The 15,257-nt window shown below is 45.0% G+C and carries 13 protein-coding genes; 10 read left to right on the forward strand and 3 right to left on the reverse strand.

Annotated features, from left to right (window positions below):
- Positions 1–4: 4 nt before the first annotated feature.
- From A1D16_RS06220 to A1D16_RS06235, 4 genes are all read left to right on the forward strand, one after another.
- Entirely contained in the window at positions 5–3,382 is a 3,378-nt protein-coding gene (locus A1D16_RS06220) for a vitamin B12-dependent ribonucleotide reductase (RefSeq protein WP_290708430.1), read from the forward strand.
- 385 nt (positions 3,383–3,767) lie between these two features.
- Positions 3,768–5,129 carry an alkaline phosphatase D family protein gene (locus A1D16_RS06225; RefSeq protein ID WP_290708431.1) on the forward strand — a complete coding sequence of 454 codons (1,362 nt, stop codon included), beginning with the start codon at positions 3,768–3,770 and terminating at the stop codon, positions 5,127–5,129.
- A 3-nt stretch (positions 5,130–5,132) separates the two neighbouring features.
- Positions 5,133–5,618 carry a YcxB family protein gene (locus A1D16_RS06230; protein WP_290708432.1) on the forward strand — a complete coding sequence of 162 codons (486 nt, stop codon included), beginning with the start codon at positions 5,133–5,135 and terminating at the stop codon, positions 5,616–5,618.
- 52 nt (positions 5,619–5,670) lie between these two features.
- Positions 5,671–6,741, forward strand: coding sequence for an acyl-CoA desaturase (locus A1D16_RS06235; protein ID WP_290708433.1), 1,071 nt, complete (start codon positions 5,671–5,673; stop codon positions 6,739–6,741).
- Positions 6,742–6,747: 6 nt separating this feature from the next.
- Here A1D16_RS06235 and A1D16_RS06240 read toward each other — a convergent pair whose 3' ends face one another.
- Positions 6,748–7,770: a hypothetical protein gene (locus A1D16_RS06240; protein ID WP_290708434.1), complete on the reverse strand. Its 1,023-nt coding sequence runs from the start codon at positions 7,768–7,770 to the stop codon at positions 6,748–6,750.
- A gap of 81 nt (positions 7,771–7,851) precedes the next feature.
- Here A1D16_RS06240 and A1D16_RS06245 point away from each other — a divergent pair, with 81 nt between their 5' ends.
- Positions 7,852–9,561, forward strand: coding sequence for an NAD+ synthase (locus A1D16_RS06245; RefSeq protein ID WP_290708435.1), 1,710 nt, complete (start codon positions 7,852–7,854; stop codon positions 9,559–9,561).
- A gap of 87 nt (positions 9,562–9,648) precedes the next feature.
- Here the strand turns inward: A1D16_RS06245 and A1D16_RS06250 are convergent, their stop codons facing one another.
- Positions 9,649–10,074, reverse strand: a complete 426-nt coding sequence (locus A1D16_RS06250; protein WP_290708436.1) for a lipocalin family protein — start codon at positions 10,072–10,074, stop codon at positions 9,649–9,651.
- A gap of 188 nt (positions 10,075–10,262) precedes the next feature.
- Between A1D16_RS06250 and A1D16_RS06255 the strand changes: the two genes are divergently transcribed.
- From A1D16_RS06255 to rsgA, 5 genes are read left to right on the forward strand one after another with little or no spacing between them, the layout of a single operon-like run.
- Entirely contained in the window at positions 10,263–11,264 is a 1,002-nt protein-coding gene (locus A1D16_RS06255) for a MoxR family ATPase (RefSeq protein ID WP_290708437.1), read from the forward strand.
- A gap of 10 nt (positions 11,265–11,274) precedes the next feature.
- The gene (locus tag A1D16_RS06260) at positions 11,275–12,144 is read left to right on the forward strand and encodes a DUF58 domain-containing protein (RefSeq protein WP_290708438.1); all 870 of its coding nucleotides are present in this window, start codon (positions 11,275–11,277) and stop codon (positions 12,142–12,144) included.
- 33 nt (positions 12,145–12,177) lie between these two features.
- On the forward strand, positions 12,178–13,065 hold the full coding sequence (locus A1D16_RS06265) for a hypothetical protein (RefSeq protein WP_290708439.1): 888 nt from the start codon (positions 12,178–12,180) through the stop codon (positions 13,063–13,065).
- Complete coding sequence (locus A1D16_RS06270; RefSeq protein ID WP_290708441.1) at positions 13,062–14,072, forward strand: VWA domain-containing protein; 1,011 nt, start codon at positions 13,062–13,064, stop codon at positions 14,070–14,072. Before A1D16_RS06265 ends, A1D16_RS06270 begins: the two co-directional genes overlap by 4 nt.
- Positions 14,073–14,109: 37 nt before the next feature.
- The gene (gene rsgA, locus A1D16_RS06275; RefSeq protein WP_290708443.1) at positions 14,110–15,036 is read left to right on the forward strand and encodes a ribosome small subunit-dependent GTPase A; all 927 of its coding nucleotides are present in this window, start codon (positions 14,110–14,112) and stop codon (positions 15,034–15,036) included.
- Between the two features lie 54 nt (positions 15,037–15,090).
- On the opposite strand, the gene A1D16_RS06280 is transcribed toward rsgA, so the two are convergent.
- Positions 15,091–15,252: a PQQ-dependent sugar dehydrogenase gene (locus A1D16_RS06280; RefSeq protein ID WP_290708487.1), complete on the reverse strand. Its 162-nt coding sequence runs from the start codon at positions 15,250–15,252 to the stop codon at positions 15,091–15,093.
- Between the last annotated feature and the right edge of the window lie 5 nt (positions 15,253–15,257).

Raw genomic sequence — 15,257 nt, forward strand, 5'->3', positions numbered from 1 at the left:
TTGTATGGCCAGCAAAAAAACAGCCACAAAGGGGCTTGAATTCCCCCGTCGCTTCACCCGCGACGATCAGTCTGTATTCGACCAGTTCGAGTACGACTACCGGACGTCCATTATCCGCAACCCCAGCGGAGAAGTGGTGTTTGAAATGAATAATGTGGAAGTTCCCAAAGGCTGGAGCCAGATTGCAACCGATATCCTTGCCCAGAAATATTTCCGGAAAGCGGGTGTTCCGCAGGCAGATGGTAGCCTGGGCCGCGAAACCTCCTCTAAACAGGTAGCTCACCGTATGGCGCATTGCTGGCGCGTTTGGGGTGAACGCTACAATTATTTTGCTTCCGAAAAAGATGCACAGGTTTTCTATGAAGAACTGGTGTATTCCATACTAGACCAGGCCTGTGTTCCCAACAGCCCGCAATGGTTTAATACGGGATTATACGAATGTTATGGAATTACCGGAAAACCGCAGGGGCATTATTATGTAGACCAGGCAGATGGTCAACTAAAAAAATCTACATCGGCCTATGAGCGCCCCCAACCCCATGCCTGTTTTATCCTAAGCGTGGATGATGACCTGGTAAATGAGGGGGGCATTATGGATCTATGGGTACGGGAAGCCCGGATTTTTAAATACGGCTCCGGTGTAGGTACCAACTTTTCTAATGTGCGCGGAGAAGGGGAAAAACTCAGTGGCGGCGGAACTTCCTCCGGTTTGATGAGTTTCCTGAAAATTGGCGACCGTGCTGCCGGTGCTATCAAAAGCGGTGGTACCACCCGCCGGGCAGCAAAAATGGTCTGCCTTGACCTGGATCACCCTGAAATTGTGCAGTTTGTAGACTGGAAAGTGGAGGAAGAGAAAAAGGTAGCAGCGCTGATCGCTGCCGGTTATGCCAGTGATTATGAAGGTGAAGCCTACCGTACCGTAAGCGGGCAAAACTCTAATAACTCGGTTCGTATACCCAATAGTTTCTTTGAGAAACTGGAAAATAATGAAGACTGGGAACTGAAAGCAAGAAGTGATGGCCGGGTAATGAAAAAAGTGCCGGCTCGTGAACTCTGGAATAAAATTGCTTATGCAGCCTGGCGTTGTGCTGACCCGGGCACGCAATACGATACCACTATCAATGAGTGGCATACCTGCCCGGAAGGTGGGCCGATCAGGGCTTCCAATCCCTGCTCCGAGTACATGTTCCTGGATAATACCGCCTGTAACCTGGCTTCTGCTAACCTTATGAAGTTCTTCGATAAATCGACCAACCTGTTCGATGTGGAGGGCTATGCATACAGCTGCCGTTTATGGACCGTAGTGCTGGAAATTTCCGTGCTGATGGCACAGTTTCCTTCCAAAGAAGTTGCCCAGCTGAGTTTTGATTATCGCACGCTTGGCCTCGGGTTTGCAAACCTCGGAACCATGCTGATGGTGAGCGGTATCCCCTACGACAGTGAAGAAGCCCGTGGTATTGCAGGCGCAATTTCAGCTATTATGACGGGTGTTGCCTATAAAACATCTGCTGAACTGGCACAGATACTTGGACCTTTTGCCAAATACGAAGCCAACAAACAGCATATGTTACGGGTAATGCGCAATCATCGGGCTGCAGCTTATGATGCTGCAGAAGCCTATGAAGGCATCAGCATTAAACCCCAGGGAATCCAGGCAAAATATTGTCCCGATTACCTGCTCAAAGCGGCTACCAAAGCATGGGATGAAGCAGTGCAACTGGGAGAAAAATATGGCTATCGCAATGCGCAGACCACCGTAATTGCACCAACCGGTACCATCGGGTTGGTAATGGATTGCGATACCACCGGAGTGGAGCCGGATTTTGCGCTGGTTAAATTTAAAAAACTAAGTGGTGGTGGTTATTTCAAAATTATCAACCAGTCGGTTCCTGCTGCACTGAAAAACCTGGGTTATTCAGAGAAAGAAACAGACGCTATTGTCAAATACGCAGTAGGGTCTGCCAGCTTTTCCGGGGCGCCATTTATCAATCATCAAACCCTCAGTGAAAAAGGATTTATTGCAGAGGAAATAAAAAAACTCGACGATGCGGTAAAAGCAGCCTTTGAAATAGGCTTTGTATTTAACCGGTTCAGTTTGGGAGAAGCCTGCCTGGAGCGCCTTGGATTTACAGCCGATCAGTACAATGATTGGAATTTTAACCTGCTCGAAGCATTGGGCTTTACCGAAGAGCAAATCAGTGCAGCCAATGATTATGTATGCGGTACCATGACCGTGGAAGGTGCACCTTATTTGAAAACAGAACACCTGGCTGTTTTTGATTGTGCCAATAAATGTGGACAGAAAGGGGAACGTTATATCCATGCACACGGTCATATCCGCATGATGGGTGCTGTTCAGCCCTTTATCAGTGGTGCAATTTCTAAAACCATTAACCTGCCAAACGAAGCTAAGGTGGAAGAAATTGCGGATTGTTACCTGTTGAGCTGGAAACTGGGCTTAAAGGCGAATGCGCTGTACCGGGATGGCTCCAAACTCAGCCAGCCACTCAGCAATAAAAGCGACAAGAAAAAGAAATCGGAAGAAGAGAAGGAAGAAGCAGCGGAACTGAAAGAAGAGAAAACTGCCAGCTCTAATATGATTGACCTGGGTAAACTTACGGTAGATGAGCTGCTGGAAGAAGTGCAGAAGCGGGTTCAGGCCTCTCCGGATACCAAATTGAAGCGCCAGCTGGCACGTATCGTGGAACGTAGAACCCTGCCTGCCAAACGCCGTGGTTATACCCAGAAAGCTAAAATAAACGGACAGGCATTGTTTGTTCGTACCGGGGAATATGGAGATGGAACACTAGGTGAAATTTTCATTGATATGGCCAAAGAAGGCGCCACCATGCGGAGTATGCTGAACTGCTTTGCTATCTCTATCTCCATAGGATTACAATATGGGGTGCCCTTGGAAGAATTTGTGGAAAAATTTGTTTTCACCCGGTTTGAACCAGCCGGTATGGTAGATCACCCGAATATTAAAAGCACTACCTCCATTGTAGACTTTATTTTCCGTTCACTTGCCTACGAATACCTCAACCGGACAGACTTGGTGCATGTGCTGGATAAACCTGAAGTGATGAATACCGGCGAGGAAGATTGGGACGAACCGGTGGCCGCCCCCCGGGAATTTGAAAAAAAAACACCTGAATTAAGTGATGTGCGTATAGTAGCCGCTACCAAACCTACAGATGCTGGAAAAATGGCCAAGCAAACCGCTGTTAAAGCCAACGCCAGTGCAGGATTTGATGCCCTGAACCAGGCCAATAAATCCATGCAAAGTGATGCACCGGCCTGTAATGTTTGCGGGCACCTGACCATCCGGAGCGGAACCTGTTATAAATGCCTCAACTGCGGAAATAGCCTCGGTTGTAGTTAATACTAAATAATTTACATGGACGGTTTCTAATAGAAACAAAGCCCCTGGTTTCTACCGGGGGCTTTTCAATGCAACCATTCGTCGAAAATACATTTGTACCCGTAAAATCACATACTATTGGCATGGATTTCGCGTTCATTTATCGATATTATTAACAAAATCCATGTCTATGCAGAAACTTCTGGCTGTCCTGGCTCTGGTGGTTTTCCTTGCTTCTTGCAGGGCTGTTTCTCCGTCTGAGGCGGCGAGTGGCCGGTACAAGAATTGCAGGGCAATACGCTAGGCCCGATTGGTTAAATGAATTGACAAAACACCCCCGTTCTTTTGAGCGGGGGTGTTTTGTTTTTAATGCATTCACTACTTTGCAGCTTTAAACTTTCCAAGAATGCATAAGTTTTTAACGGTATGTGGGCTGCTCGTTCTGCTACATGCAGTTGGACAGCAAAAGTCGGCACTTGTTTCCGGTCCTATGATCGGACAAACAGATTACCGGACAGCCAAGATCTGGATGGAACCTTCTGCCACAGTTCGTACCCTGTCTGTACAATACTGGAAAAAGGGAGATCGTAAAAATGCCCGGCAAAAACAGCTGCCCTTGCAGACATATCAACCTGGCCAGCCTACAGATTTTCAACCGGTTCAGGCAGAAATAGGAGGCCTGGAGCCCGGAACAAGTTATGACTTCAGTATTTGGATAAATGGTAAAGAAACGGACTATAGAGGCGGATTCAATACCAGGGAACTATGGCAATACAGAAAACCAGCGCCGGATTTCAGCTTTATTACCGGCAGTTGTACGTATTTTAATGAACCACCCTATGATCGTCCAGGTACCCCCTATGGTAAAGATTCTTCCATATTTAACGAAATGGCCAAGGAAAAAGCCGCTTTTATGCTTTGGCTGGGCGATAACTGGTATACCCGGGAAGTAGATTATGGCAGTGAGTGGGGCCTCTGGTACAGGGCCAGCCGAGATAGGAGTATGCCCATTCTTCAGCCCTTTCTGAAAGCGATGCCCCATTATGCTATCTGGGACGATCATGATTATGGACCCAATGATCTTGGGCTCAGTTATCACCTTAAAAACACTTCTCGTGAAGTATTTAAAAATTATTGGGCCAATCCTTCTTATGGAAACGGTAAAGAAGGCATCTATACAAAACTGTCCTACAGCGATGTTGATTTTTTTCTGCTGGATGATCGTACCTGGAGAACAGAGGATGATATAGCATCTACCCTTAACGGACAACCGAATCCTGAAAAAAGAATGCTGGGTGCGGAACAGCTAAACTGGGTAAAGAATGCATTGGTTGTGAGTAGAGCCAGTTTTAAATTTATTGTAGTCGGTAGCCAGGTATTGAACCCGGTATCTCCTTTTGATAAACTATCGGATTTTCCTATAGAATATAACGAATTAATGGGTTTTATAGAAGAACAAAAAATCAGTGGAGTAGTATTTTTGACGGGTGACCGCCATCATTCTGAAATTATTCAGGTGAAACGTGTTAACAACTATCCGCTCTATGATATAACAGTATCGCCCCTAACTTCAGGAACGCATGTTTTTGGAGACGCCGAAAAAGACAATCCTTTTCGGGTATATGGGCTCGATCAACGGCAGAACTATGGAAGAATATCAATTTCAGGCGCCGCGGGTAAAAGAAAATTGACCGTTCAGTTTGTCGGCGTTCAGGGAGAGGACCTGGGAAGCTGGTCGGTATCACAACAGGATCTTAAAGCCAATTAATTCATGCAGATAGCATTTACGTATGATCGCAAACAGGTAATTCAGGCCCTGCGCTATCATTTTTTTACCAGACCTGAAATCCGACTACTCGTAATACTGGTGAATGTGTTTACCATTGCAGCGGCCATCCTGCTCTATTTTAAGAAGGTACAACCACTTTCCTTTGTATTCTTTTCTACTATCTGGATGGTGCTGATGCTGGTTATTTGGCGCTTGCTGCCTAATAGTATCTATAAAAATTCACATACGTTTAAGGATGATTTCAGGATGGAGTTTCAGGAAGAGCAGGTAACGCTCGATACAGACAGAGGCCGGCAGGTATGGCAATGGGACAGGTTCAGTAAATTCGTGGAAACACCTTATTTTTTTCACCTTTATTTTGACGGCAGGTCCTTTTTCCTGGTACCCAAAGATGCGTTTGCTTCAATTACGGATCAACAACACACCCGGGATCTGATTAAAAGAAAGCTGAAACAGGCTAAACATTAACGTTCGTATCGGAAGGGAAACCTTATCTTTCCCAATTACCAAGCAGTCTCATATGCCAAAAGTTAGTTTTAACAACAAACAGAATTCATTTGCACAAACGTTGAAACAACGGGTGGATGATTATTTCAAGAATAAACAGCTGAAAAAAACCGGTAACCTGGAGCTATACTCGAAAACCGTAGTATTGATCTCCTCTGCGCTGGTTATTTATGTGCTTTTATTAACGGTTGCTTTACCGGTTTTTATTCAAGTGTTATTATGTGCTGCACTGGGTGCCCTACTGGCAAGTATTGGATTTAATGTTATGCATGATGCCTGTCATGGAAGTTATTCTCAACGGAAATGGGTAAATGATTTATTAGGACTCAGCCTGAATGCACTGGGAGGAAACGCGTTTATCTGGAAATTCAAACATAATATCCTGCATCATACCTATACCAATGTGGATGGCATGGACGATGATATTGCCAAAAGCCCGTTGATGCGCCAATGCCGCTCGCAGAAATGGGTGCCGGCTCACCGCTTTCAGCATATTTACGTGGTACTGGTATATGCTATTTCCTCCTTTGCCTGGGTGTTTATTATGGATTTCAATAAATACCTGAAACAAAAAGTATATACTACCCCGCTTCAGAAAATGAGTACGCAGGAGCATCTTGTTTTCTGGCTCAGTAAACTTTTGTATGTGTTGTTTTATATTGCTATTCCTGTTTACCTGGTTGGCTGGGGAGCATGGGCCCTGGGCTTTGCCGTAATGCATATGGTAATGGGGCTAACGCTGGCACTGGTATTTCAATTGGCCCATGTGGTGGAGCATACCTCTTTTGAAGCAACTGCGGGCGAGCAAACACAAATTGAAAATGCCTGGGCTGAACACCAGGTCAGAACCACGGCTAATTTTGCACCGGATAACCTGTTTATTAACTGGTATGTTGGGGGATTAAATTACCAGATCGAACATCACCTGTTTCCCCGTATCAGTCATGTGCACTACCCCGCAATCAGTAAAATCGTACAGCAAACCTGTAAGGAACATGGGTTGCCCTACCACAGTTATCCTACCATGGCCGCCTCCATGGTTTCGCATTTCAAGATGATGAAAGCACTGGGCGCAAATCCCTGAAAAAAATTACCGGGGTTTGTATTTGGAACCGTCCAGGATTTCTCGGGGAGATAGTTGCATTAGTTTTCTTGGCGCAAGTGGATTTGCTTGTTCTGCTATGTATTTTTCAACAATACGCAGGCCGATCCATTGACCGATATTACCGGGTGCTGCGGGCGGCAATCCTTGTGTGCCAGGCGCTTCTCCCAGGTAAAGTTTAAGTATACCCGGCTCAGTACTATAGACATGTTCGCTTTGCAAAAGCAGGTTCCAGATAAGGCCTTCGTTCTTCTCACAAAATTCGAGTTGTGTTTCTGTGAAACCGGTAATTAAACTATCGGGTGCATCAGGCAGAATCTGCTGGCTAAGCCACCAGTATTTGCCCTGCTCAATCATTTTTTCAAGGAGCGGATAACCAGCCGATTTGTCGGGATAAAGGTCGGTAAGCACCGCTTTCACCACGTTTACAGGGATGTAATTTTTTTCAAACCTACGCGAAATATAGAGCGGAAATAATTCCTGCCCCTGTTGCGAAGTGTAAAAGGGGAAATCAGTTCCGGCATATAGTTGTAAGCCGATAGCAATGGCACTATCGGTGAGCGCTACACCCGGTGCATCAAACGGACCAAGATAGGTGACCAGCCGGGGAGTTTTATAGTCGGGGAAATAATATTTAATAGTACGAAATGCCTGGTTTAATTCCTTTTCCTCTTTGCTCAGTTGTCCCAGTTCTTTTGTTAAAAGCTGATGAACCGGGTAATAGCTGGTGAAGAAATGATGGTTAGCCGCGGGCAGTATTTTATTGGAATCATTGAGCGGGCCTGCTCCCAGTATATTAGCAGTAAAATCATTGATAAACCAGGGATATTTGCGCCCAAGTGCTTTCATACCATCCTGCAGGTTATTGGAATCGAGCGCAAAATAATCCAGGTCGAACCGTTCAATGGCAGTGCTTACAGATATTCCACTAATATCCGGACGATTCTCTTTTTTATCCTTACAGGCAGCCAGGAATATTAGTCCGGCTACCAGGAATTTGCTGCATTTCATGGCCAAAAAACGTTTGCGCAGGGGTTTTGTTGTATAACGTACATTCGTATTTCCAACGCAGGAACAAAAATATTGAATCTCATGAAGATTGCACTGGCACAGCAGAATTATCATATTGGCAATTTCAGCGCTAATACAGAAAAAATTATTTCAGCTATTAAAGAAGCTCGCAAAAAGGGTGCGGACCTGGTGGTTTTTTCCGAGTTATCTGTGTGTGGATATCCACCCCGTGATTTTCTGGAATTTGAAGATTTTATCGACCAATGTTATGCTGCCGTTGAAACCATTGCTAAAGAATCGATCGGAATCGGGGTTATAATCGGTAGTCCGGCCCGTAATCCCGTTAAAGAAGGAAAAGACCTGTTCAACGCGGCCTGGTTATTACACGAGGGAAAAATAGCGGGCGTAGCCTATAAAACCTGCTTACCCACCTATGATGTGTTTGATGAATACCGGTATTTTGAACCCGCCTATGAATGGAATGTATTAACCTTTAAAGGGAAAAAAATTGCACTGACCATTTGTGAAGATATGTGGGCACTCAGTGAAAATCCCTTGTACCGTATTTGCCCAATGGATCAATTGATGGCACAGCAGCCGGATCTGATGATTAATATTTCTGCATCACCATTTGATTATGATCATGAGGAAGACAGGAAAGAAGTGATCAAGGCAAATATCCGCCAATATAAATTGCCGATGTTTTATGTGAATTGTGTAGGCTCGCAAACGGAGATTGTATTTGATGGCGGAAGTTTGGTGTATACAGCTGCCGGAGAATTGGTGCAGGAGGCGAAGTATTTTGAAGAGGATCTGATCATCGCCGATTTGGAGCAGATGAAGGTAGGAACAGGTGCGGCTGAAGGGCCATTGCGCCCGTTGGATAAGGATATGCGGGTTTCCAAAATAAACGATCCGGAAAAAATCATTGACTACCTCACAGCCGATAATAATATCCGGCAAATTCATGCTGCGCTGGTGTTGGGAATCCGGGATTATTTCGGTAAAATGGGTTTTACAAAAGCCATCCTGGGAAGCAGTGGTGGAATTGACAGTGCCGTTACGTTGGCGCTGGCCTGCGAGGCTTTGGGCAGCGAAAATGTGCGGGCTATCTTAATGCCATCGCAGTTTTCAACCGATCATTCTGTGGCCGATGCGGTGGCCTTAAGTAAAAACCTTGGCAATCCGTATGATATTATCCCGATAAAACCGGTTTTTGATGCATTTGTAGAAAGCCTGGCCCCGGTATTTGGAAATCTACCGTTCAGTGTGGCAGAAGAAAACATTCAGAGCAGAACCAGGGGTAACCTGGTGATGGCCATCTCTAATAAGTTTGGTTATATCCTGCTGAATACGTCTAATAAAAGTGAACTGGCAACAGGCTATGGCACCTTGTATGGCGATATGGCGGGGGGATTAAGTGTACTGGGAGATGTATATAAAATGCAGGTGTTTGCCCTTGCCCGTTATATTAACCGGGAAAAAGAAATCATTCCGGTTAATATAATTACCAAACCCCCTTCTGCTGAATTAAGACCTGGTCAGAAAGACAGCGATAGCTTACCGGAATACGATGTATTGGATAAAGTATTGTACCAGTATATAGAACGGCGTTTTGGTCCGGATGATATCATTCGGTTAGGCATAGATGAAAGTTTGGTGCGGCGGGTATTGAAGCTGGTGAATACAAATGAGTATAAAAGAAACCAGTTTTGTCCTATTATACGGGTCAGTACCAAAGCTTTTGGTGTAGGGCGACGTATGCCTATTGTGGGAAAGTATTTGAGTTAAAGCCTCAAAAAATAGAGCCCCCGCATGGACATACAGGGGCTTGTTTATGAAATCAGCAGATAAAAAAATATGGAACGATGGTTCGTATTAATGAATGAGTTTGAAAACGATTCTAAGTTCGGTGCCGGTGGACGGATCCGTATAATCCAGGTACGCTTCCAATGTGGTTGAATTCAGCGTTATCAGGGTTGTTTCGCCTGAAAAGAAGGAACCAGGAATAGCAATGCTCAAAATTGTTTCATTGTTTTTTAAAGCCCAGGTAAAATTTTCGGTATCAGGATCTTCCGGATCGCATTTGGTAGCCCCTTCATAGGAAATTCCCGTACCATCCGATTTGAATTCCAGTGTATTATCTTTTTCACAATTTTCCAGGGGATAGGGGAGATCCACTGTATTATTCTTATCTAAATCCACCCCTATGGAAGAAATTTTCCATAAACCGGAGCTAAGAAGTACTGGTTTAGATTTGGGTTCGTCATTACTTTTCTTACAGGAGAAAAGTGTCATGATCATAAAACAGCCTGTTAAAAGCATGCTTGTTAACCTGCTTTTTGTCATAAGGTTGGATTTGGTATTAATAACTTTATTTTCTGACTTTTATTGCACTCGCAAAAAAATATTCGCCGTACTGCTTGATTTTCAGATATTGGCGTAGGAATTGCTAAACTTGTGGTTGTAATTTGCATACTTAAATTTACTATATGTTGCCCACATCGGAAGACATCAGGCAGTTAAATGACAGGATAACCCACCAGGCGGCCTTTATTGACCGGCTTCGGGAAGAGGTGGGCAGGGTAATTGTAGGTCAGCAAAATATGCTGGACCGCCTCCTGATCGGCTTATTAAGTAATGGCCATGTTTTGTTGGAGGGGGTGCCTGGCCTGGCTAAGACCCTGACTATAAAATCACTGGCACAGGCGGTACATGCAAAATTCAGCCGAATTCAGTTTACCCCCGACCTCTTGCCTGCTGACGTGATAGGTACTATGATTTACCACCAGCAGAAAAATGAGTTCGTGGTTCGGAAAGGACCCATTTTTGCCAATTTTGTGCTGGCGGATGAAATTAACCGGGCACCCGCCAAAGTGCAAAGTGCCTTGCTGGAAGCTATGCAGGAACGGCAGGTAACCATTGGTGACCAGACTTATAAATTAGATGAACCCTTCCTGGTACTGGCTACCCAAAACCCGCTTGAACAGGAGGGAACCTACCCCCTGCCAGAAGCACAGGTAGACCGTTTTATTATGAAAGTAGTAGTGGGGTATCCAACCCGGCAGGAAGAACAGCAGATCATACGACAACAGGTACAGGGTCTAAAAGGGCCTTCCATTCAACAGGTGGTTAGTATGAGTGAACTGGTAGAAGCCAGGGACCTTACCCGGCAGATCTATATGGATGAGAAAATCGAACAGTATATAATTGATCTTGTTTTTGCCACCCGCCGCCCTGCTGAATACGGCCTTTCCAAACTCGAACCGCTGATTTCCTATGGTGGTTCTCCGAGGGCCAGTATTAACCTGGCATTAGCGGCCAAAGCCCATGCCTATTTGTCTAAAAGAGCGTTTGTGATCCCGGAAGATATAAAGGCCATCGCTAAAGATGTGTTAAGACACCGGTTGGGACTCACCTACGAAGCTGAAGCTGAAAATGTAAACGTAGAACAGGTTATTGACGAAATATTGGGAGCAGTAAGGGTACCTTAAGACCAGCAGCATGTTAAGCACATCGGACATACTTAAAAAAGTTAAGGAACTTGAAATTAAAAGTAAGCGGCTTACCCGGCATTTATTTACCGGAGAGTATCATTCTGCTTTTAAGGGAAGGGGAATGGCGTTTAAGGAAGTCCGTGAGTACCACGCCGGCGATGATATCCGTTTTATCGACTGGAATGTGTCGGCCCGGTTCAATGCTACATTTAGTAAATTATTTGAAGAAGAACGTGAATTGACGGTAGTGTTGCTGGTGGACATCAGCGCCAGTTCCTTATTTGGTACCGTACATGCACGTAAGAAAGACCTGGTAACGGAAATTGGTGCAGTGTTGTCCTTTTCTGCTATCAGTAATAACGATAAAGTAGGGGCTATTCTTTTTACAGAAGGTATTGAATTGTATGTACCTCCGAAAAAGGGACGAGATCATGGCCTTTTTATTGTTCGGGAACTCTTAACACTGGAAGGGGAGAAAAAAGGGACCGATCTGAGCCAGGCCCTGCGTTTTCTCAATAACACAACCCGCCAGAAATGTATTGTATTTGTGCTCAGCGATTTCCTTGATCCGAATTTTGCCGACGCGCTGAGGGTAGCCGGGAAAAAACACGATGTAGTAGGTATAAAAGTGTATGATCCCATGGATATGCATCTTCCTGATATTGGCCTGCTTGACATGGAAGACGCTGAAACAGGAAATATAGTAACAATCGATACCTCTGACTACCTGGTTCGTAAAGCCCACCACGATGCTTTTTTTCAGCATACGGAATGGACCAAACAGGCTTTCACCAAAGCAGGTTGTGACTTATTGCATATTTCAACCAAGGAAGATTACGTTAAAGTATTACAGAAATTTTTTATCGGACGTGCCTGATACATGCTGAATAAAACCCTTACCATATGGCTGTTGACCGTACTAATTGGCCTTGCCGGCGTACAGGCACAGGAGGTACGGGTAACGGCATCCATTAACCGAAATAAGATCCTGATTGGTGAACCTATTTTGCTTACGCTGAATGTTGAAATTCCTCAGGCTACCCGTATGGGTTGGTTCGACCTGGATACTATTCCGCATTTCCAGTTTATTACCAGGAACAAAATCGATACGCAAAACAATGCGCGCACAGTGCTATTTCGACAGGTGCTTTCCATAACCTCTTTCGATTCTGGAAGCTGGGTGATTCCACAACTGGGGCTAACGGTTGGTAATAACCGGTATCTGACCGATTCTATACCGGTTATGGTGGATTATAGCCCTACGGATCCGAATCAACCCTATCATGACCTGAAAGATATTGTAGAACTACCCGCAGTAGATACACTTTATATCAATTATATACTGGCGGCTGTAACCCTGATTGCTATTGCTTTACTGGTTTATTTCCTGTGGGGAAGAAACAAAGCCGTGGAGGTAAAGGAAAAACCGTCTGCTATTCAACTATCTGCGCTGGAACAGGCATTGAAAGAATTGGCAGAACTGAAGGCGGCAGGACAGCCATCGGCAACAGAAGTAAAGCCCTATTTTACTCGCCTGAATGATATTACCCGCAACTATTTTAAGAACCGAGGCCTGGTTACTGCACCGGATGCTTCCAATGAAGTATTGGTTATGAGGGTACAGTCTGATCTTTCAAGAGAACAGCTTTACCAGTTGGCTCAGACCCTTCGCCTGGCGGATGCGGTTAAGTTTGCCCGCTATATACCACCGGTGAATGAACAGGAAGAAGCAGTGGATATGATCCGAAAATCACTGTCCATTATTGAGGAAGTTCATTATAAAAAACCTGGAGCGTGATTGCAGATTATTTCCATACTATAAGTTTTGCCTGGCCGTGGGTGCTTTGGTTATTGGTACTGCTTCCGGTAATAGCAATATGGTATTGGAAAAAAGGACGCCATAAAAAAGGAACACTGCTGGTGTCTACTACAGCGGGCTGGGCCAAGCGGTCAACATCTATCAAAACCAGGTTTCGGCATACCCCTTTTCTTTTGAGGTTGTTGGGACTTGGCTGCATAATTCTTGCCCTTGCCCGTCCACAATCGCATTTTGACCAGGAGCAGGTGCAGGGAGAGGGGGTAGATATTATTCTAACCCTTGATGTAAGTGGTTCCATGCTGGCCCAGGATTTTACCCCCAACCGGTTGGAAGCTGCAAAAGCCGTGGCCATTGATTTTGTTGACAGTCGAAAAACCGATCGGGTAGGTGTGGTAATTTTTTCCGGAGAAAGTTTTACCCTGGTTCCTCTGACAACAGATAAAAATGTGTTGAAAGCACAGATAGACGGAATTCAAAGCGGACTACTTGAAGATGGAACTGCTATCGGCTCGGGCTTGGCTACCAGTGCTGACCGGCTTCGGCTCAGCAAAGCCAAATCGAAAGTGGTGATATTGTTGACGGATGGAGAAAATAATGGCGGACAAATTCCTCCGGTTACCGCAAAGGAAATAGCAAAAAGCCTGGGTATAAAAGTGTATACCATTGGGGTAGGGTCTGAAGGTTATGCGCCCATACCGGTTCAGGACGGTGCTGGTCGGGTGGTTATGCAGCGGGAGAAAGTGAATATTGATGAAAAACTACTTACCCAGATTGCCACGGAAACAGGAGGTAAATACTTCCGCGTTTCCGATAATGAAGGGCTTACCAATGTATACAAGGAAATTGATACCCTGGAAAAGTCGACCATTGAAGTAACTTCCCTGCGCCAGTATACCGACCGGTACTTTCCGCTGGCTTTGGCAGCCCTCCTGTTTCTATGCCTGGAATGGCTGCTGCGCCTCACCCTTTTCCGGAAACTTCCCTAAGCGCAAATCCAGTATTTTCGCAGTATAGAAGTCAAGTATGAAGGCAAGGGTTTATAAATCGACGGGAAGCTGGTATTCGCTCAAAACAGAAAACGGGCAAGCGTTTACAGGCCGCATAAAAGGCGTGTTTAAAATTGATGGAATTACGTCTACCAATCCTATTGCCGTGGGAGACTGGGTGGAAATTGAAATGGAAAACGAACTGGAAAGAACGGTAATGATTACTGAAATTCATAGCCGTGAAAATTATATTGCCCGCACCTCTCCTCAAAAAAAAGTAGCCCATCATATTATTGCTTCCAACCTGGATCAGGCAGTGATTTTTGCAACCCTGAAAGAGCCCCGCACTTCACAAGGCTTTATAGACCGGTTTTTATGCACGGCGGAAGCCTACCATATACCAGCCATTATCGTTTTTAATAAGGCCGATATTTACCGCGATAAAGAGCTTGATAAATATGCCGAACTGGAAGATATGTATGGGTCAATTGGTTACCAGGTATTCCTGGTTAGTGTGAAAGAAAGAATGGGCCTTGACGACATAAAGCAGTTGTTGCATAATAAAACTACCCTTATAAGCGGGCACTCAGGGGTGGGGAAATCTACTTTTATAAATGCTGTTTTTCCGCAGATGGCATTAAGAACACAGGAGGTAAGTGAATGGAGTGGCAAGGGACTTCATACTACCACTTTTGCAGAAATGTTTGATTTGCCTGGTGGGGGCCAGTTGATCGATACACCCGGTATTCGTGAACTGGGAATTGTTGGCATTACCCGCCAGGAGCTTTCGCATTATTTTCCGGAAATGCGAACCCTTTTGCCTAATTGCCAGTTCAATAACTGTTTGCATATGAATGAACCCGGCTGCGCTGTAAAAGAAGCTGTACAGGCTGGAAAATTGCACCTCGACCGTTATGTGAGTTATTGCAGTATACTTGATTCTATTGAGGAAAAGAGCTATTAGAAAAGATGAATAAGGTAAATAGGCCATTCACCCTATTCATCTTTACGGTTGATATTATTTTTTTGCAATCCGGTAAAATTTTCCGCTATCACTAACGGCATAGAGGGCGCCGTCTTTTCCTTCGGCTACTGCTCTGAAACGATCTTTTTGATCGGCGGCAATGCGCTCTTCACCCACCACTTTATTGTCTTTAATTACAAGGCGGGCAATATGCATACCAC

Source organism: Flavihumibacter sp. CACIAM 22H1, assembly GCF_001601815.1.
GTDB lineage: Bacteria > Bacteroidota > Bacteroidia > Chitinophagales > Chitinophagaceae > Flavihumibacter.